This is a genomic window from Mycobacterium sp. 3519A, from assembly GCF_900240945.1.
Taxonomy (GTDB): domain Bacteria; phylum Actinomycetota; class Actinomycetes; order Mycobacteriales; family Mycobacteriaceae; genus Mycobacterium.
In genome coordinates this window covers 103,774-121,799 of the sequence record NZ_OESG01000012.1, presented here as the reverse complement: position 1 = coordinate 121,799, position 18,026 = coordinate 103,774, and the positions used below count along the sequence as shown (strand labels likewise).

General features: G+C 67.4%; 21 protein-coding genes. 6 read left to right on the top strand and 15 right to left on the bottom strand.

What is annotated here, in order from left to right; translation table 11 throughout:
* Window positions 1–39: 39 nt before the first annotated feature.
* The 3 genes from C1A30_RS02720 to C1A30_RS02710 are packed head-to-tail and all read right to left on the bottom strand — an operon-like array spanning window position 40 to window position 1,743.
* Window positions 40–687 (bottom strand): SRPBCC family protein, encoded by a 648-nt coding sequence (locus tag C1A30_RS02720; RefSeq protein WP_101946746.1) that lies wholly within the window; start codon window positions 685–687, stop codon window positions 40–42.
* Window positions 684–1,016 (bottom strand): helix-turn-helix transcriptional regulator, encoded by a 333-nt coding sequence (locus C1A30_RS02715; RefSeq protein ID WP_101947588.1) that lies wholly within the window; start codon window positions 1,014–1,016, stop codon window positions 684–686. The genes C1A30_RS02720 and C1A30_RS02715 overlap by 4 nt, the downstream gene beginning before the upstream one ends.
* A 43-nt stretch (window positions 1,017–1,059) precedes the next feature.
* Complete coding sequence (locus tag C1A30_RS02710) at window positions 1,060–1,743, bottom strand: TetR/AcrR family transcriptional regulator (RefSeq protein WP_101946745.1); 684 nt, start codon at window positions 1,741–1,743, stop codon at window positions 1,060–1,062.
* 101 nt (window positions 1,744–1,844) lie between these two features.
* Here C1A30_RS02710 and C1A30_RS02705 point away from each other — a divergent pair, with 101 nt between their 5' ends.
* Entirely contained in the window at window positions 1,845–2,285 is a 441-nt protein-coding gene (locus C1A30_RS02705; RefSeq protein ID WP_101946744.1) for a nitroreductase/quinone reductase family protein, read from the top strand.
* Here the strand turns inward: C1A30_RS02705 and C1A30_RS02700 are convergent.
* From C1A30_RS02700 to C1A30_RS02670, 7 genes are all read right to left on the bottom strand, one after another.
* Entirely contained in the window at window positions 2,282–2,947 is a 666-nt protein-coding gene (locus C1A30_RS02700; RefSeq protein ID WP_101946743.1) for a hypothetical protein, read from the bottom strand. The genes C1A30_RS02705 and C1A30_RS02700 overlap by 4 nt on opposite strands.
* Window positions 2,948–3,133: 186 nt before the next feature.
* Window positions 3,134–3,709, bottom strand: a complete 576-nt coding sequence (locus tag C1A30_RS02695; protein ID WP_101947587.1) for a LysM peptidoglycan-binding domain-containing protein — start codon at window positions 3,707–3,709, stop codon at window positions 3,134–3,136.
* 45 nt (window positions 3,710–3,754) lie between these two features.
* Window positions 3,755–5,161, bottom strand: a complete 1,407-nt coding sequence (locus tag C1A30_RS02690; protein ID WP_101946742.1) for an FAD-binding oxidoreductase — start codon at window positions 5,159–5,161, stop codon at window positions 3,755–3,757.
* 10 nt (window positions 5,162–5,171) lie between these two features.
* Window positions 5,172–6,326: a cation:proton antiporter gene (locus C1A30_RS02685; protein WP_101946741.1), complete on the bottom strand. Its 1,155-nt coding sequence runs from the start codon at window positions 6,324–6,326 to the stop codon at window positions 5,172–5,174.
* 3 nt (window positions 6,327–6,329) lie between these two features.
* Window positions 6,330–6,812, bottom strand: coding sequence for a cation:proton antiporter regulatory subunit (locus tag C1A30_RS02680; protein ID WP_101946740.1), 483 nt, complete (start codon window positions 6,810–6,812; stop codon window positions 6,330–6,332).
* 29 nt (window positions 6,813–6,841) lie between these two features.
* Complete coding sequence (locus C1A30_RS02675; protein WP_101947586.1) at window positions 6,842–7,726, bottom strand: sterol desaturase family protein; 885 nt, start codon at window positions 7,724–7,726, stop codon at window positions 6,842–6,844.
* A 78-nt stretch (window positions 7,727–7,804) separates the two neighbouring features.
* On the bottom strand, window positions 7,805–9,343 hold the full coding sequence (locus tag C1A30_RS02670) for a carboxylesterase/lipase family protein (RefSeq protein WP_101946739.1): 1,539 nt from the start codon (window positions 9,341–9,343) through the stop codon (window positions 7,805–7,807).
* A gap of 87 nt (window positions 9,344–9,430) precedes the next feature.
* Between C1A30_RS02670 and C1A30_RS02665 the strand changes: the two genes are divergently transcribed.
* A complete protein-coding gene (locus tag C1A30_RS02665; RefSeq protein ID WP_101947585.1) occupies window positions 9,431–9,763 on the top strand; it encodes a multidrug efflux SMR transporter in 333 nt (110 codons plus the stop codon).
* Window positions 9,763–10,086: a multidrug efflux SMR transporter gene (locus tag C1A30_RS02660; protein WP_101946738.1), complete on the top strand. Its 324-nt coding sequence runs from the start codon at window positions 9,763–9,765 to the stop codon at window positions 10,084–10,086. The genes C1A30_RS02665 and C1A30_RS02660 overlap by 1 nt, the downstream gene beginning before the upstream one ends.
* Here the strand turns inward: C1A30_RS02660 and C1A30_RS02655 are convergent.
* Genes C1A30_RS02655 through C1A30_RS02645 form a run of 3 tightly spaced genes read right to left on the bottom strand, consistent with a single transcriptional unit; the run spans window position 10,055 to window position 12,745 of the window.
* Window positions 10,055–11,224 (bottom strand): MFS transporter, encoded by a 1,170-nt coding sequence (locus C1A30_RS02655; RefSeq protein ID WP_101946737.1) that lies wholly within the window; start codon window positions 11,222–11,224, stop codon window positions 10,055–10,057. The genes C1A30_RS02660 and C1A30_RS02655 overlap by 32 nt on opposite strands.
* 10 nt (window positions 11,225–11,234) lie before the next feature.
* Window positions 11,235–12,131, bottom strand: a complete 897-nt coding sequence (locus tag C1A30_RS02650) for an SDR family NAD(P)-dependent oxidoreductase (RefSeq protein WP_101946736.1) — start codon at window positions 12,129–12,131, stop codon at window positions 11,235–11,237.
* Complete coding sequence (locus C1A30_RS02645) at window positions 12,128–12,745, bottom strand: TetR/AcrR family transcriptional regulator (RefSeq protein WP_101946735.1); 618 nt, start codon at window positions 12,743–12,745, stop codon at window positions 12,128–12,130. The genes C1A30_RS02650 and C1A30_RS02645 overlap by 4 nt, the downstream gene beginning before the upstream one ends.
* 54 nt (window positions 12,746–12,799) lie before the next feature.
* Between C1A30_RS02645 and lysA the strand changes: the two genes are divergently transcribed.
* From lysA to C1A30_RS02630, 3 genes are all read left to right on the top strand, one after another.
* Window positions 12,800–14,062 carry a diaminopimelate decarboxylase gene (gene lysA, locus C1A30_RS02640; RefSeq protein WP_101946734.1) on the top strand — a complete coding sequence of 421 codons (1,263 nt, stop codon included), beginning with the start codon at window positions 12,800–12,802 and terminating at the stop codon, window positions 14,060–14,062.
* A gap of 19 nt (window positions 14,063–14,081) precedes the next feature.
* Window positions 14,082–16,217, top strand: a complete 2,136-nt coding sequence (gene malQ / locus C1A30_RS02635; RefSeq protein WP_101946733.1) for a 4-alpha-glucanotransferase — start codon at window positions 14,082–14,084, stop codon at window positions 16,215–16,217.
* Window positions 16,218–16,296: 79 nt separating this feature from the next.
* The gene (locus C1A30_RS02630; RefSeq protein WP_067800918.1) at window positions 16,297–16,713 is read left to right on the top strand and encodes a hypothetical protein; all 417 of its coding nucleotides are present in this window, start codon (window positions 16,297–16,299) and stop codon (window positions 16,711–16,713) included.
* On the opposite strand, the gene C1A30_RS02625 is transcribed toward C1A30_RS02630, so the two are convergent.
* Together C1A30_RS02625 and C1A30_RS02620 are read right to left on the bottom strand one after the other, a co-directional pair.
* On the bottom strand, window positions 16,710–17,144 hold the full coding sequence (locus C1A30_RS02625) for an SRPBCC family protein (RefSeq protein ID WP_101946732.1): 435 nt from the start codon (window positions 17,142–17,144) through the stop codon (window positions 16,710–16,712). The two genes, C1A30_RS02630 and C1A30_RS02625, sit on opposite strands and share 4 nt — an antisense overlap.
* A complete protein-coding gene (locus tag C1A30_RS02620) occupies window positions 17,144–17,977 on the bottom strand; it encodes a lysophospholipid acyltransferase family protein (RefSeq protein WP_101946731.1) in 834 nt (277 codons plus the stop codon). Before C1A30_RS02620 ends, C1A30_RS02625 begins: the two co-directional genes overlap by 1 nt.
* Window positions 17,978–18,026: the final 49 nt, after the last annotated feature.

The window sequence follows — 18,026 nt, the reverse complement described above, 5'->3', positions numbered from 1 at the left end:
GAGAATATCGCCGCGGTGACGCGCTGGCTAGAACGTGTTCTAGTTTTGTTCCTCACCGAGGTAGGCCGCCAGACACCGGTCGGCCATCGCGCGCGCCGTCGATGCCTCCACGCCGAACGCGACGCTTGCGGCGTACCACTCTTCCGACGACAACGTCAGGAAGCGGCGTCCTTCGTCGGTCGCCAGCCACTGCTGGCCGACCGAAGGGTCGACGTCCGCGCCCGTCGCCGCGTGCAGGGCCAATCCGAGCAGCATGGAATCCCATCCCATACCGACCGCGCCGGGCCCGAACTGACGCCAGATCTCGTCGTCGGCGACCGGCATGATGTGTTCGAGGTTCAACCGGGCGCGGTCGGGGCCGTCGGCAGCGACGCTGACGTCGATCCAACTGATGTTGCCGCCGAACTCCCAGGTGGCCGTGAAGTTCTTCGGCGGGTCGCACGTCAGGATCGTCCCTCCCGCGTGGCCCTCGAGTTGATAGCTGCCGCCGACCGTGAGGTCGCCGCTGATCGGCAGAAACCACCTCGGAATGCGCTCGATGTTGGTGACCGCATCCCACAGGTCCTCGGGGTCGGTGTCGTAGGCCTGGCTGACGGTGACGACGTGTGCCTGCCCGGCGTCGATCGCGCGACTGCCGAGGTTTCTCCTCACCGCGGTGATCTGATGGTCGACGTCGATCTCGATCATGTGGCCTTCCTTCGTCGTTTGCCTCTGGCGATCTCCGTGCTCAGCGCGTTCAGATGCGGCGTCCAGAACCGGCGGAAGCCGTCGAGCCAGTCGTCGACATCGCGCAACCCCCTGCCGTCCACCGCGTACAGCCGCCGCTGCCCATCTGGCCGCACCGACGCAAAACCGTTGTCGCGGAGCACTTTCAGATGCTGCGACACCGCAGGTTGGCTGATCGCGAACTCGTTCTGGATGGTGGCGCCGATCTCGCCCGCGGACATCTCACCCTCGGCGAGCAGTTCCAGTATCCGCCTGCGAACCGGGTCCCCGAGGACGTCGAACGCGTGCACCACCCCAATCTAAAAGCCGCCACTTATATAAGTCAAGGCTGAATCATAGATCGGTCAGGGCGCCGACCAGCAGCCGTACCTGAGTGTCGAACACCGCTTCGGGATCGGTCAGCGTGTCAGCGCCGTACTGACCGAACACCTCGAGGCTGATCGCGCCGACCAGGCCGGCCCAGAGCAGGAAGCATTTCCCCACCGCCAAGTCGTCGCCGACGAAGTCGAACTCCTCTCGGAGCCGGTCGAAATCCGATGACAACGGTTGTGCGACAACGGTATTGGTCTGCGGAATGTCGCCGGCAGCGACCCCTTCGGCCACCGCTTCGAACAGCGCGCCGACCACCCGGGTGCCCGGTCCGACGGTGCGCTCGCGTGGTGCGTGGTAGCCGGGCACCGGGCTGCCGTACAGCAGCGCCCAGCGGGCCGGCTGATCCACCGCCCACGCCCTGGCCGCGCGCATCATGGCCATCAGCCGGTTACGCCATGAGTCACGGGAGGACGCTGCGGCCTCGTCGACCGCGTCGGCCAACTCCGAGTAGGCGTCGACGAGCAACAGCGTGAGCAGTTCGTCCCGGTTCGCCACATAGCGATACACCGCCGACGACACCATGCCCAGGTCGCGGGCGATGGCCCGCAACGACAACCCGGCCGCGCCCTCGGTCACCAGACGGCGCCTGCCCAGGTCGATGATCTGCGCTTCGATCCTCTCGCGTGACTCCTGCCGCTTACCCACGTGGTCAGTGTGACACAAAACGAGATCACTGCTCTTGAATTTCGGCCCACCACGTGCCAACCTGAATAGAGAGCACCGCTCTCACTTCGAAGGGATTTCAGATGACTGTTCGTTATGACGAACCGAACCTCGCCGCCCGCACCGGAAACGCGGTGATCCGCTGGTTGGCCGAGGCCGGCATCAGCATCGCGGGCACCCGCGCGCTGCGGGTCCGGGGCCGCAAGACGGGTAAGCGCCGCAGCGTGGTGATCAACCTGTTGACCGTCGACGGTCGCGACTTCGTGGTGTCCCCGCGCGGCAACACCCAATGGGCACGCAATGCGCGGGCCGCAGGCGAGGTGGAGATGGGTCCGCGGTGGCGTAGTCGCGAGGTGGCCATCGCGGAGGTCGCCGACGACGCCAAGCCGCCGCTGCTGAAGCGCTACCTCGACCGGTGGTACTGGGAGGTGAAAGGTCACATCGGCGGGCTGACCCCGCAGTCGTCCGACGACGAAATCCGCGCTGCCGCACCGGATATCCCGGTGTTCGAGCTGCTGCGTTAGGGCACCGGCGGTGCACTACCCGCGGCGGCGGAGATGACGTCTTCGCGCGCCTGCTGGCTGGCGTCCTGCCACGACACCGCGGCCGGGTACTGACCCCAGGTGCTGTTGAACATGCCGACGATCACCGCCCGGCCGTCAGGGGTGAGGTGGTACACCGGCCCGCCGGAGTCGCCCTTCTGGCTCACCACACCGTTGGCCATCGTGAACCAGCCGTTGTTCACCGCCTCGATGGTTCCGCAGCTCTCCCCCGTGACCACACCGAAATGGCAGACCGGCAGCCCCGGCACGGGCGCGACGCCCGGGTCGGAGACCAAGGCACGTCCGCCAGGAAGGATGTTGTTGACTGCGACGTCGGAGGTGAGGCTGATCGCTTCCCAGTCGGCGATTTGATGGTTGGTGTCGACAGTGGCGCCGTTCGGCGTGTTGTCGCGGAACCCCGCTTGGCTGCCGATCACGTTGCCGTCGCGGTCGGTCACTTGCCCGCTGCCCCTGCAGTGGCCCGCGGTGAACGCCACCCGCATCTGCGGATCGACGAATCCCAGCGTGCAGACGTTGGTGCCTTGGCGCACCTCCATACCGGGGAACACCAGCACACCGGGCGTCGCGTGCGCCGGTGCGACACCGAGACTGACCGTGAAGATCGCGGCCGCCGCGGTCAGCAATCGCGAACCTGGTAGGCGCACTGTCGCCTCCGATCTTCATGTGTCAAGGGTGTCAAGCGTACCGGTGAGCTGCGATAACGGCATCGCAATTGGTCATCGGAGTACGACGCTGCGACGTTACACAATTGATATCCGTAAAACGGTGATGGCCCGGACCTTTCGGTCCGGGCCATCACCGCGACCTGGCTAAGGGATGGTCAGCACCTGACCCGGATGGATCAGGTCCGGGTTCGATACGCCACTTGCGTCGGCGATCACCTGATACTTGCTGCCGTCGCCGTAGAAGCGCTCGGAGATGGCCCACAGCGTGTCGCCGGAGACCACGGTGTGTGCCGGGGCGGGTTCCTCGACAGCGGCAGGAGCGACCTCCGGCTCCGGGGCCTCAGCGGCAGGCGGGGGCGGCGGAGGCGGCGCAGCCGCCGGTTCTTCGTCGGTCTGGGTATTCGACGCCCAGGCCGGGCCGTCGAATCCGTACAGCACCAGGTTGCGGTCGTCCTGCAACAGCAGACGAACGTCCTTGGCGCCCTTGGTATCCGTGTGCCAGATCGGTTTGTCCGAGGTGTACAGGACGCAGTTGCCGTCCTTTTGCACTTCCAGGCGCTGGGCGTCCTGCCCATTGGTGCCCGTCGCCCACACCGCCTGGCCGCGCGCGGCCAGCACCAGGTTTCCGTCGTCCTGCAGCGTCAAGGTGTACGCCCCGTTGCTCGACGTCAACGATTGCCCGCGTTCGAGTTTCTCGCCGTTCATCAGCCTGTCAGTCATGCGGCTGAGCTTACGGATCACGGCTGTCGCCGTGGGGAATTCGAGTCAGGAATCGAACCCGAGACCCAACGCATCCAGGGTGCGCAGCAGGAGGTTCCGTCGGCCCGCCGAGTGGTCGGCCCGATCCAGCGACCAGCGTGTCGCCTGGATTCCGATGCTGGCCAGGGGTTCCGGCGGAAACGGCAAAGGCCGCTTGCGCACCATCTCCAATTCGGTGCGCTTCGTCGGGGCGCCGTCGAGGAGATCAAGACACACATCGGCGGCGAACCGTGCCGCGCCGACGCCGAGGCCGGTGAACCCGTTGACGTAGGCCACCCGGCCGTCGCGCGCCAGCCCCCAGTGCGCGCAGAACCGGGTGTTGGTGTCGATCGCGCCCGCCCACCGGTGGGTGAACCGGACATCCGCTAGCGCGGGAAAGGTGATGAAGAAGTGCGCGGCGAGGCGTCGATACGTGTCGGTCCGATCCTCGTAGCGATCGTCGGCCTTGCGGCCGAAATGGTAGACGGCGTCGTAGCCGCCCCACACGATCCGGTTGTCCATGGTCAGCCGGTAGTAGTGAAATTGGTTGGCGGAGTCGCCGATTCCCTGCCTGCGCCGCCAGCCGATGCGGTCCAGCTGCGCGTCGCTGAGTGGTTCGGTGGCCAGCACGTAGTCGTAGACGGGCACCGTGCGCAGCCGGTTGCGGCGCAGCAGGCTGGGAAAGACATTGGTGGCCAGTACCGCGTTGCGGCAGGTGATGGTGGCGTCGCCGGCCTGAATGTGCAGCGCGACGCCCGCCGAATCCAGATGCGTCGCGTTGGTGTGCTCGTAGACGACCACCCCCGCGTCCGCGCATGCGCGGGCGAGTTCGAACGCGAGTTTGGCCGGGTGCACGATCGCACAGCTGTCCGGGTCGTACAGCCCGGCCAGGTACGTCGGGGAATGCACCTCGTCGCGGACCTCACGCAAATCGAGGAACTGCCCCCCACCCGCGGCGGCCGCGTCGGTGAGCCAGTCCACCTGGTGCGGTTCCGTTGCCACCGTCAGCATGCCGGTGCGTTGCCACTCGGCGTCCAGTCCGAGCGACTCGATATCGGCCTGCATGCCGTCGAGGTTCTCCCGGCCCATCGCCTCCAGCGTGTCAATCTCGTTGGGCCAGCGTGTCTTTCCGTTCTCCAGGCCGTGAGTCAGGCTGGCGTCGACGAAGCCGCCGTTGCGACCGGACGCCGCCCACCCGATCCGATTTGCCTCGATCAGCACGATTCGACGGTCCGGATACCGCTGCGCGGCATGCAATGCGGTCCACAGTCCGGCGTAACCGCCGCCGACCACGAGCAGGTCGCAGATCACCGACCCGGTGGCCCGCGGGTACTGAGGTCGCGGAATGTCAAGCCACATCGAACCGAACGAGGTTGCCGCAAGGGCATGTTCGACCAGTCCCGCATCGACCGGGGCATCAAAGACCGTCTCCACATCGCGGAGACTACGGGCTCCGTGCGGATCGTGGTGGAGATCCGCCGGTGAACCGGGCCGCCACCGGCCCGACCATGGCCAGAATGAACACGTACGGCGTCGCCACCGCTTCGACCGCCTCGTACGTGGTGCCCACCAGGCCGATGATGACCAACGAGAATTCGCCGCGGGCGATCAGCGCTGTGCCCGCGCGCAACTGGCCCGGCCTGCCCACACCGTCGCGACGGGCGGCGAACTGACCCGTCAACACCTTGGTGCCCGCCGTGACGATCGCCAGCACGATGGCGGCGGGCAGCATCGGCAGCAGTCGTGCCGGATCGACCGAAATGCCGATCGACAGGAAGAAGACCGCCGCGAACAGGTCGCGCAGCGGGCTGAGCACCCTACGCGCCCGATGCGCCGATTCGCCGGTCAGCGTCAGGCCGACGAGAAACGCCCCGACCGCCGCGGAGGCGTGCACGAATTCGGCCAGCGCCGCGACGATCAACGTCAGACCGAGGATGCGCAGCAGCAACTGCTCGTTGTCCGGATGCGCCACGATCCGGCCCACGTGATGGCCCCAGCGATACGACGCCACGAAGGCCACGGCCAGCACCGCGACGGCGATCGCCATCCCGAACAGGGCCTCCAGCCACGTGCCGCCCGCGGCCAACACCGCCAGCAGCGGCAGATAGGCGGCCATCGCGAAGTCCTCGAGCACCAGCACCGACAACACTGCCGGGGTCTCCCTGTTGCCCAGCCGGCGCAGGTCGGACAGCAGCCGCGCGATCACTCCTGACGACGAGATGTAGGTGACACCCGCCAGCGCCAGGATGCCTACCCCGCCCAGGCCCAGCAACCAGCCCGCGATCGCGCCCGGCGCCGCGTTGAGCACGACGTCCACCCACGCCGACGACATGTGACGGCGCAGACTGCTGGCGAACTCCCCGATCGTGAACTCCAGACCGAGGGTGAGCAGCAGCAGGACGACCCCGATGGTTGCCCCGGTGTTGACGAATCCGGTGGCCGCCGGGATGGGCGCGATGCCGCCCTCCCCGAGCGCGAGGCCGGCCGCCAGATACAGCGGAATGGGCGATAAGGCGTATCGGCGAGCGACGGAGCCCAGGATGGTGAGCGCGGTGAGGATGACGCCGAGCTCGAGCAGCAGCGTCGCCGATACCTCCATCGCTTAGCCCGAAACGACGATCTCTGCGACTCCGCGGATGCCGTCTTCGGTGCCGATCACCACCAAAACGTCGTTGGCCCGCAGGATTTCGGCGGGGCCTGGCGAAGCGAGGATCTCCTCGTCGCGCACGATCGCGACGATCGATGCGCCGGTGCGGGTGCGCGCCCTGGTGTCGCCGAGGGGCCGGTCCACGAATGGGCTGCCCGGCCGGATCGTCACCTGTCCGGCGTTGAGGCCGGGCACCTCCCGGGTCAGGTCGGCGAAGCGTTCGGCGATGCGCGGGGCACCGAGGATCTGCGCCAGCGCCTCGGCCTCTTCGTCGGTGAGCCGAAAAACTTCGTGCGCCTGGTCCGGATCGTCTTTCGGGTAGACGACGACCTCGAAGTCGCCGGTGCGGCGGGCTACCACGCCGAGGCGGTCGCCATCGCGATTCTCGAACTCGTATCGCAGGCCGACGCCGGGCAGCAGAACCTCTCTGACATCCATGAGTTCATGATTCCCCGTTGCGTGCGCCTTTAGGTGCGGACTTTGGCCGATTCGTCGGCAGCGGCGTCGGCGCGGGCAGGCTGCCATCCCGGCGGCCCGAAGATGTAGCCGAGTCGGTCGCGCCACCGTGCGGCGCCGTGCACGTCACGGGCGATGGCCACGTACTCGAACGTCTGCAGTTTCCAGATGTTGAAGGTGTTCACCTGTTTGGTCAGGCCGTAGTGCGGTCTGCTGGTCTCGGCTTGGAAGCTGCCGAACAGCCGGTCGAACAGGATCAGGATGCCGCCGTAGTTGCGGTCGAGGTACTGCTGATCCATGCCGTGGTGCACCCTGTGGTGCGACGGCGTGTTGAAAACGAATTCGATTGGCCGCCAGAGCTTGCCGATGCGTTCGGTGTGGATCCAGAACTGGTAGATCAAGTTGATCGAGAAGGACAGGAACACCAGCCACGGCGGAACGCCGAAGAGCGGCAACAACGCTCGCAGGAACACGTCGCCGCTGATGTTCCACTTCTGCCGCAACGCGGTGGCGAAGTTGAAGTACTGGCTGGAATGGTGCGCCTGGTGGGTGGCCCAGAAGATGCGGACCCGGTGCGCCATCCGGTGATACCAGTAGTAGAGGAAGTCGACCCCGACGATGGCGATCACCCAGGTGTACCACTGGGTCGCCGGGAGGTGCCAGGGCGCAACGTAGGCGTAGAGCGCCGCGTAGCCCAGCAGCGCGATCGCGTTGAGCACTCCGCTGGTCGCGACCGAAACCAGCCCCATCCAGATGCTGGCGAACGCGTCCGGTCGGTAATACGCACCCGACGGTGCACGCTCCCCCTCGCTGTGCGCGAGCTTGCCCGCCGCGGTCCACTCGATGATCAGCATCAGCAGGAAGAACGGCACCGCGTACATCACGGGGTCGTGCATCAGCGGCGGCAGCACATCCGAGAATGCGTTTGCCAAGTCCACGGCGACACCTCCGCGACGAGTTTAACTGGCGCGCCGCTAGCGGAAGCTGAGCACCTCGCTGCCCCACGCCGACCGGATGTGCAGGTCGATGTCGTTGACGACGGAGTCCTGCCGGTCGATCAGCAGGCAGGCGCGGTCGGCCTCGGCGTACGGCAGCCATTCCGGTTCGCCGTCACCCCCGATGGGCTTGCCGTGCGTCGCGAAGTTGCACCAGCGCGCCCGGATGCGGGCCGACACCGACTTGCCCGTCTTCATGCCGCCGAGTCGGAAGGTCGGATCCTTCGGGCCCGCGACCAGGTTGCCCCACACGAACGGCAATTCGGTGGCGTGCGCCCCTGACAGCCGCAGCAACCGCAACATCGGTGTGGCCCAATCGAATCGGTACAGATAGACCGGCGCCACGGCGCTGTGCCCTTCGGCCAGCCAGACCGTCGGCATCCGGAACCCGATGTCGCGCGCCACGCCCATGCCGCGGGCTTTACCTTTCAAGCCCGGATACGCCGCCTCGATCTGCTCGGCGGTGGGCAGCACCAGATTCGGCTGTTCCGAGGCGATCTGCGCGAACATCGCGTTGATGGCCTCCGGGGTGATCGGCATCAGCGGGGACTTCATCCATCGGAACAGCGCCGCCTCGTGTTTGTTGGTGCCGATGATCAGCGGGACCGGATGTGACCGGCCCTGGCGGGCCAGCTTCACGGGATGGTCGGGCACCAGGTCGCCGTCGACGATCGGCGCGAAGGCCAGCGTGCCGGGACTCTGCACCGGCACGTCGTTGAACAGCGTGCGAGACGCGGCCACCAGTGCTTCGTTCGGCGCGTCGGTGAGCCGGTCGATCTCGTTGGGCTGCAAGCCAAGTGCCGCGACGAACTGCTCGGCGACCCGGCGGGCCCGACTCGGGTCGTACAGCGATGTCGCCGGTGAACTCTGTGCGATCGCACCGGCGAAAAGACCCTCTGCGGCCGGGCTGGTCAGCAGCGTGGTGATGATTCCCGCGCCCGCCGATTCACCGAACACCGTGACGCGGTCGGGGTCGCCGCCGAACCCGGCGATGTTGTCGCGCACCCAGTGCAGCGCCGCCAGCACGTCGCGCAGGCCGATGTTGCTCTCGAATTGGCGGCGCGGCGTGCTGAACGAGGACAGGTCCAGAAACCCGAATGCGCCGAGGCGGTAGTTCACCGTGACGACGACGACGTCGCCGCCCGCGGCAAGAACGCCGCCGTTGTACAGCGGCTGGTTGGCAGAACCGAGGACATAGGCGCCGCCGTGGATCCACACCAGCACCTGCTTGCGGTCGCTGCCTGCGGTCGTCGACGGCGCCCAGATGTTCAGCGTCAGACAGTCGTCACCCCGGGGGGCGCCGAGATCGATCGGGATCCTCGGATCGACCGGCTGCGGGCAGACGGGACCGAGGACGCCGCCGTCGGCCACCTCTGTCCACGGCTTCGGCGGTTGCGGCGCCCGCCACCGCAGATCACCGACCGGCGGGGCGCCGTAGCGAACCCCTTTCCACGACGTGACGACGCCGTCGTGCACGCCACGGACAGGGCCGTATGCGGTTTCGACAACGCTGTTCATACCCCGAGGCTACCCATCGGTAGCACAGCTAACCGGGTAATTCCCGTCACGTGTCAGGGCGTGCAGACGCTGAGCTAGGTTGGCGTGGTGCAAAAGTGGGTGCTGCTGATCGCGGCGATTGCGGTCGAGGTCGCGGCCACCCTGGCTTTGCGGGCGTCTCAAGATCATTCGGCGTGGTTGGTTCTGGTCGGTGCCGGATACATCGGCTCCTTCATCCTGCTGACGGCGGTGCTGCGCGCGGGCATGCCGGTCGGAGTCGCGTACGGCATCTGGGGCGCGTGCGGCACCGCCGCCACGGCGGTGCTCGCGGCGGCGATCTTCGGGGACCCGTTCACCTGGCCGATCGCGGCGGGCATCGTGCTGATCATCGGCGGCGTGCTGTTGGTCGAGTTCGGTTCGCGTCCTGCGGACCAGTCGTGATGTGGTGGACGCTCGGCGCCGCGATCCTGGTCGAGGTGTTCGCCACGCTGTCGCTGCGCGCCTCCGACGGCTTCCGCAAGAAGGCGTGGATCGTGCCCGTCACGGTCGGGTACCTCGCTTCGTTCTATCTGCTGTGGTTGACGCTGTCGCTGGGCATGCCCGTCGGGATCGCGTACGGCGTGTGGACCGCATGCGGGGTGGCTCTGGTCGCGGTGATCGCCCGCTACCTGTTCGGCGAACCGCTCACCTGGGTGATGGTGGCGGGCATTGCGCTGATCGTGGCGGGGGTGCTCACGATCGAGATGGCAGGCGCCGTGCATTGAGCGCGCCTGCCAGCGCCACCACGGTGATGCCCGCGATCGGTACGGAAAGCAGGCCGACGCGCAGGCTGGTGGCGTCGGCGACCACGCCGACGAGCAACGGCGCACCGAAGAAGCCGATCCGCATCAGCCACGTCACCACGGTCAACCCGCTACCGGGACGCATGCCCGGCAGTTGGTCGGCGCCGTGCATGGCGGCCGGTATCAGTGTCGCGACACCGAAGCCCGCGGCGGCGAAGCCCGCGATGGTCCCTGGCACGGTGGGAAACGCGAGCGCGGCGCCCATCCCGACGGCGGCGATCAACCCGCCCGCCCGCACCACGAGACGCTCGCCGTAGCGGTCCACCAGTCGGTCGCCGATCAGCCTGCCGAGGAACATGAACCCGACCAGCGCGATGTAACCGAATACCGCAACGGCTCCCGGTGCGCCCAGACTATCGCGCAAATACAGTGTGGCCCAACTGCTTCCGGCGTCCTCGACCGTCGCGCCCGCGATGGCGATCAGCACCAGGGCGAGCAGCGTCGCGTACACCGCCAAGCCGGCGTTCCCGCCTGCCGAGTGTGCGGCCGGATGGTCGTCGTGGTCCGCGCCCCGCAACAGGTACGGATACGCGATCAGGACCACCACGCTGAACACCACTGCCGCGATCAACAGATGCGTCGACCTCGGCATGTGGATAGCGATTGCGCCCGCGCCCATCAGGCCACCGAGAATGGCGCCGACCGCCCACACGGCGTGAAAAGAGTTGATGATCGAGCGGCCGTAATTGCGCTGCACCCGAAGTCCGTGCGCGTTCTGCGCGACGTCGGTGATCGAGTCCGACGCCCCCGCGACGAACAACGCGGCGGCGAACACCAGCGGTGAGTTGGCCAGGCCGGCAACGACGACGAACGTCGCGAGAATCACCGTGGAGATCACCGCGACCCGTGAAGAGTGGAACCGGCGAATCAGCGCACCTGCCGCCAACCCCGCCACCAGCGCGCCGCCGGAGAACGCGGCGATCGCGGCGCCGTAGACGGCGTTGGACAGGTGCAGGTCGGATTTGATCTCGGGATAGCGCGGCAGCAGATTGGCGAAGATTGCTCCGTTGGTCAGGAACAGGGCCGCAACCGCGACCCGGGCTCTGTGGTCCAGCGTCACTAAGTCGACATTACTTGGCCGCGTGGGTCAGTAGCGCGTCGCTGGTCTGGAACAGATCGAGCGCTTTGTCGCGGTCATACGACTCCTCCGACGACTTGATCGGCCGTCGTCCCTCGAAGTACTGGCCGCTGACGCCGTCGAAGCGGGCGTCGTTGACGAGGGCCGCCAGGCGGCGCCCCGAGGCTCGCGTGCTGTTCACGTTCGGCAACACCCGCAGGGCGGGGAACAGATAGCGCCACGCGAACCGCCCCAGCGGCGAGTAGTCGCGCGCCAGACCGGAGCCCGGCATCAGGCCGGGGTCGAACGCGTTCACCGTCACGCCATCGCCGAGCCTGCGGTCGAGTTCGTAGGTGAACAGCACGTTGCACAGCTTCGACGTGGTGTAGCGGCGACGGCCGTCGGCGGGCTCCGATCCGTCGGGGTGTGCGAGCTCGGCCGCGGAGGTGTACCGGGGATCGGGCATGCCGGTGAATTTGGCCGGATCGTGAGTTCCGCTGCTGACCACCAGGATTCGCGCGGGCGTCACCAGTTCGCCGAGCAGGCCCTGCACGAGGGCGAAATGCCCGAGATGGTTTACGCCGAACGTCATCTCGACGCCGTCTTGCGTGTACTCCGTGCCCGACACCACCTGGACACCGGCGTTGCACACGATGGCGTGCAGCGGCGGCAGACCCGCCGCGCGAAACGCCTCGGTGAACGCACGCACCGATGCCAACGACGCGAGGTCCATGGGCATCACCGTGCAGCGAGCCGGGTCCCCCAATTCGTCGACGGCGGCGTTGCCCCTGCCGATGTCGCGGACCGCTAGCACGACGTGCCACGACGGGTCACTGCGCAGCAGTGCGCGCGCGCATTGCAGGCCGAGCCCCGAGCTGGCGCCGGTGATGATCACTGCCTTCGTATTCATTTCTCCTCCAACAGAATCGGAACGAGTGCCGTCACGGCCTGGACCAGCCGGCGGTACATCTTGGCGACGTCGGTGCCGTCGGGTTCGAGGTGCTCGGCGAAGTAGATGCCGTCTGAGAGCGCGACCGCGACGGTCGTCAGTTCGGCGACCACCCGGTCGGCTTTCGACCGCGGTACGTCCGCAGGGAGCAGTTGGGTGATCGCGTCGCGGAACTGGCCGATCGCGGTGTCGCGGACCTGACGGATCACCGCCGCGACGGCCGGATCATTGTCGCGCTCGAGGGACAGCATGTAGAAGAGCCGCAGGAAATCGGGGTGCTCGGTCTGCAGCGTGGACACCACGGCCAGCTGGGCCTCGACGTCCTCGGTCGTCGGGATGGCCGCGAAGAACCGGTCGGCGCCGCGTTGCATCACCGCGGCGAGCACGCCCTGTTTCGAGCCGAAATGCCAGTAGATCGAGCTCGGCGGCAGGCCACACGCCTTGCGGATGTCGTTGATAGACGTTGCGGCATACCCGCGGGTGGCCATCAACCGCTCGGTGGCATCGAGGATCAGCTCGCGGGACTGCTGGCCCTGGAGCTGCTTTTTCGTCTGTCGAACATCTGTAGGGATCATTACAGACAGACAGTAGCAGAGAATTTCGCGCCTGTCTGGTGGGAGGCTTTACCGATGACGACCAGCGCCGAACTCGTCGGCCTGTTCCCGCCAGGAACCGTCGTGGCTGACGACGGCACCCTCACCGTCGGAGGCTGTCGACTCGACGAAGTCGCCGAGCAGTTCGGCACGCCGGCCATCGTCGTTTCGGAGGACGCACTACGGCAGCGGGCCCGCAACTACCTGGCAGCGTTCCGTGACCGGTGGTCGCGCTCGGATGTGGCTTTTGCGTCAAAGTCGTTCCCCTGCACCGCTGTTCAGCGAGTGATGGTCGAAGAGGGGCTACATCTCGACGTGGCGGGCGGCGGCGAGATCCTGACCGCCCTCAAGGCGGGCGCCGATCCGGGCAGGCTGGTGCTGCACGGCAACGCCAAGACCGACGAGGAATTGACATTGGCGGTCGAACACGGCGTCGGCCTGGTCGTGGTCGACAACTTCGACGACATCGACAGGCTCGAGCGCATCGTGGCAGTCGGCCGTCGTCAACCGTGCCTGGTGCGGGTCATCCCCGGTGTCGAGGCCGCCACCCACGCCTCGCAGGCGACAGGACACGCCGGCTCGAAGTTCGGCTTGCTGCCCGCCGACGCGCGCGAGGCGATCATGCGGATCGAACGAAGCGCCAAGTTGCGCCTCGACGGCGTGCACACCCATGTCGGCTCGCAACTGCTCGACGTCGACCAACTCGCCCAGGCGGTCGAGCCGATCGCGGCGCTGGGCACCTTTGACGTCTACGACCTCGGCGGCGGACTCGGGGTCCGGTACACCTACGACGAGCACCCACCAACCCTCGACGACTACGCCGACGCGATGGTCGGCCAGGCCAGGGCCCTGCTTCCGGCAGGCGCGCGCATCATCGTCGAGCCCGGTCGCAGCATGGTCGCCACCACCGCGTGCACGGTCTACCGGATCACCACGATCAAGCGTGGCGTCGTCACCCACGTGGCGGTGGACGGCGGAATGGGCGACAACCTCGAAGTGTCGCTGACCGGTCAGCGCTTCGAGGCGACGATCGTCAACAGGGTCGGCGGCGGCGAGGTGGTCAGCGTGGTCGGGCGGCACTGCGAATCCGGCGATCAGCTCGTCGACGGCGTTGCGCTGCGCGAGCCTGCCGTCGGTGACCTGCTTGCCGTACCGGTCACCGGCGCGTACTGCTACACGATGTCGAATCAGTACAACGGCGCGCGCCGCGTCCCGGTTATCTTCGCGCACAACGGGTATGCCCGGCTCGTGGTGCGACGGGATACCTGGGACGATCTGTTGATGCGCGATGTCGACTGACACCGGGCAGGATGTAGGCATGTCGGAGCCGCCCGCATCGCTGGTCGAACTGGCGCACCGCTACGGCGTGTCCACCGAGTACCAGGACTGGACCGGCACGCGGTCGGTCGTTGCCGACTCGACATTGATCGCGGTGCTCGACGCCCTCGGCGTGCCCGCCGCGACCGAAGACGAGCGCGCTGCCGCACTGACTGCCCACGACCGCGACTACTGGGCGCAGCCGTTACCGCCGACGATCATCGGCCGCTCAGGGGTGGCGTCGCCGTTCTGGGTGCACGTCACCCACGGTGACCCGGCCCTGCCGTGGCTGCGACTCGAGGACGGCAGTGTGCGAACGGGGTTGCGTCAACTCGAAAACAACAGGGCTCCTTATGATCTCGATGGCAGGCTGGTCGGTGAGGCCACCTTCGAGCTGCCCGCCGACCTGCCGCTCGGCTATCACCAACTGCACCTGCAGATCGGCGCGTCCGACGTCAGCACCCTGGTCATCGTCTCCCCCGCCGCACTGGAACTACCCGCCAGACTCGGTCCGAGCCGGGCGTGGGGGCTGGCCACCCAGCTCTACAGCGTGCGCTCGCAAAGGTCTTGGGGCATAGGCGATTTGACCGACTTGACCGACCTCGCGGTGTGGTCGGCGTCGCGGCACGGTGCAGGCTTCGTTCTGGTCAATCCGCTGCATGCCGCGGCACCCACCCCGCCGATGGAGCCGTCGCCGTACCTGCCGACGTCGCGCCGGTTCGTCAACCCGCTGTATCTGCGGGTGGAGGCCATCGACGAATTCGCCTATGTGCGACAGCGCGGCAGCGCCCGCAGGGCGCGCGCCGAGGCGCAGGCCCTGGCCAAGAAATCCAACCGCATCGACCGCGACGCCGCGTGGAAGGCCAAGCGCTCCGCGCTGGAAAGCGTGTACCGAGTCGAACGGTCGGCGGGACGCGAACTGGCGTACGCCGCGTACCGCGAACGTGAAGGCGGCAGCCTCGACGACTTCGCGACGTGGTGTGCGCTGGCCGAGAAGTACGGCAACGACTGGCATCAGTGGCCGGAACAACTCCAGCATCCGGCCGCACCGGCCGTGGCCGACTTCGTCGCCAACCACGCCGAGGCTGTCGACTTCCATCGATGGCTGCAGTGGCAACTCGACGACCAACTGACCGCCGCGCAGGCCACCGCCGTCCAGGCCGGGATGGAACTGGGCATCATGCACGATCTCGCCGTCGGGGTGGACCCCAACGGCGCCGATGCGTGGGCCCTGCAGGATGTGCTCGCGCTCGGGGTCACGGCCGGTGCGCCGCCGGATGAGTTCAACCAACTCGGCCAGGACTGGTCGCAGCCGCCGTGGCGGCCCGACCAGCTGGTGAAACAGTCCTACGAACCGTTCCGTGCCCTGGTCAATGCCGTGCTGAGGCACGCGGGTGGCGTGCGCATCGACCACATCATCGGGCTGTTCCGGTTGTGGTGGATCCCGAAAGGCGCCCCGCCGACCGAGGGCACCTATGTGCGCTACGACCACGAGGCGATGATCGGCATCGTCGCGCTCGAGGCGCACCGCGCCGGTGCGGTGGTGGTCGGCGAGGATCTCGGCACGGTGGAGCCGTGGGTGCGCGACTACCTGCGTGAACGCGGCCTGTTCGGCACCTCGATCCTGTGGTTCGAAGCCGACCGCGACGGGGACGGCGGACCACTGCCCGCGGAGAGGTGGCGCGAGTACTGCCTGTCGGCGGTGACGACGCACGATCTGCCGCCGACCGCCGGCTACCTGGCCGGTGAGCACGTGCGGCTACGCGAAGAGCTCGGCCTGCTGACCCGTCCGGCCAGCGAGGAGCTGGCCGCAGACCGCGCTCACCAGGCCGCGTGGCTGGCTGAGCTGCGCCGCGTCGGGTTGCTCGGCGAGACCAGCGACACCGACGAGGTGGTCTTGGCGCTGTACCGGTATCTGGGTCGGACGCCGTCCAAGCTGCTGGCGTTGTCGCTCGCAGACGCCGTCGGGGACCTGCGCACCCAGAATCAGCCGGGCACCACGGACGAATATCCGAACTGGCGGGTCCCGCTGGCCGGGCCCGACGGCCGCAAACTCCTCCTCGAAGACGTGTTCGCCGACGCCAGGGCGGCCACGCTCGGGGATGCGATGAAGCAGATCGTGCACCCGCCGGTGTAACGCTCGGCCGCTTGCCAGCGGTTTCACAATTGTCACCGCTGCGATATGTTCGCACGGCACCGACATAGGGAGAGATCACGTGAAGAAGATCGTTGCGCTCAGCGGTGGCCTCGTCGCCGCCGGCTCGGTGGCACTGATCGGCGCCGGTGTCGCGCTCTCGCAACCGGGACCGGACATGAGTTCGTTCAACGTGGTGGGCGAGCCGTACAACAAGGCATTGCAGATCCTGAAGAGTCAGGGTGTGAAGGCGTACTTCGGCGGGTCGTTCGGCAGTGTGCTGCCGCAGGCGCAATGCCTGGTCGACCAGCAGAAGATCACGGGCGGCGGCCGGATGCTGCTGATGCTGGACTGCAGCCAGAAGGCCGCCGACGAACTCGCGTCGATGGGGCCATCGGGTGGCCCGACCGTCGGCGCCAACGGTGTCACCACCGTCACCCCGACCCCCGTGGTGCCGATTCAGGGCGCGCCCGGCGCCGGGACACCGCCGCCAGGCTAGGTCTCCACCATCTGCTTCAGGTTCTTCAACGTCGCCGACATGTTGCGGCCGACCTGCCGCGCGGCGACCCGGTCGGCGATCAGGCCGAGCAGGTTGCCTGCCGACTCGTAGGCCAACCGGAAGATCACCTTGGTGCGGCCGTCGCCGTTGTCGCGGATGCGGAACCGGCCGCGCAGCGACACACCTGACACGCCGATCCACGCCAGATCGTGGGACGGGTCGAACTCGGACACCTCGACCACCCCACCGATCGGCACCGAGCCGATCTTCCAGTGCACGGTGTAGCGGGCGCCCTTCCTTGCAGGCTCCTCGGTCACCTGTTCCCAGCGCTCGAGGCTGGCCATGAACCGCGGATAGCAGTCGGGATCGCTGACCACCTTCCACACGGTGTCGGGGTCGGCGTCGATGACGCAGCGCCTCTGGACTCGCATCAGCCGATCACCGGGAATCGCCGCTGCGCTGCCAACCTGTCCACACCGGCCTGCAGACTCTCCAACACCTGCTTGTCCACCATCTCGTCGTCACCATCGACCTCGATGGGCTCCTGCACCTCGATCGCGATCTTCGTCGGCAGCGGAAGCCGCGGCACCATATCGCTGACGGTCAGCCCCCACGGCGGCGCCAGCAGGATCGGCACGCTCTTGAGTCGCGCCAGTTTGTCGACCATCAGCAGCTTGGCGAGCCACTGCCCGCGGTCGAGGAACAACGCCGCTTCCTGGCCGCCGACCGAGGCGACCGGCACGATCGGCACCCCGGCCTCCCTCGCGAGTTTCACGTAGCCTTTACGACCGCCGAAGTCCACCTGGTGGCGTTCCCACGACGGCCGGAACACCTCGTAGTCACCGCCCGGATACACCAACAGCGCGGCGCCGGACTCCAGTGCCATTCGGGCGTTTTCGTGGTTGGCGGCCACCGTGCCGAACTTGCGCAGTGAGCCGAGTCCCGGCATCGACACCACCAGATTGTGTGCGAGTTGATAGAACGGTCGCTCGACCCCGAAGTACGAGCAGAACGCCAGCGTGAACACGAAGGTGTCGGGCGGCAGGTTGCCCCCGCTGTGATTGCCGACCAGCAACACCGGTCCCTCGCGCGGAATGCGGTCCAAGCCGCGGACGTCGGCGCGGAAATACAGCGACGCCAGCAGCCAGAGGCCTGGCAACTGCTCCCTGATGTAGTCCGCGTCGCGCTGGTCCAGGTCCGCCTTCGGCACGCGGGACGAGACCTGTCCCTTGGCCCATTCGAGAACGTCGGTCAACCCCGCCATGTGCAGACCTATACCCATTCGGGCGGATCGCCACGCTACCTGCTACCCG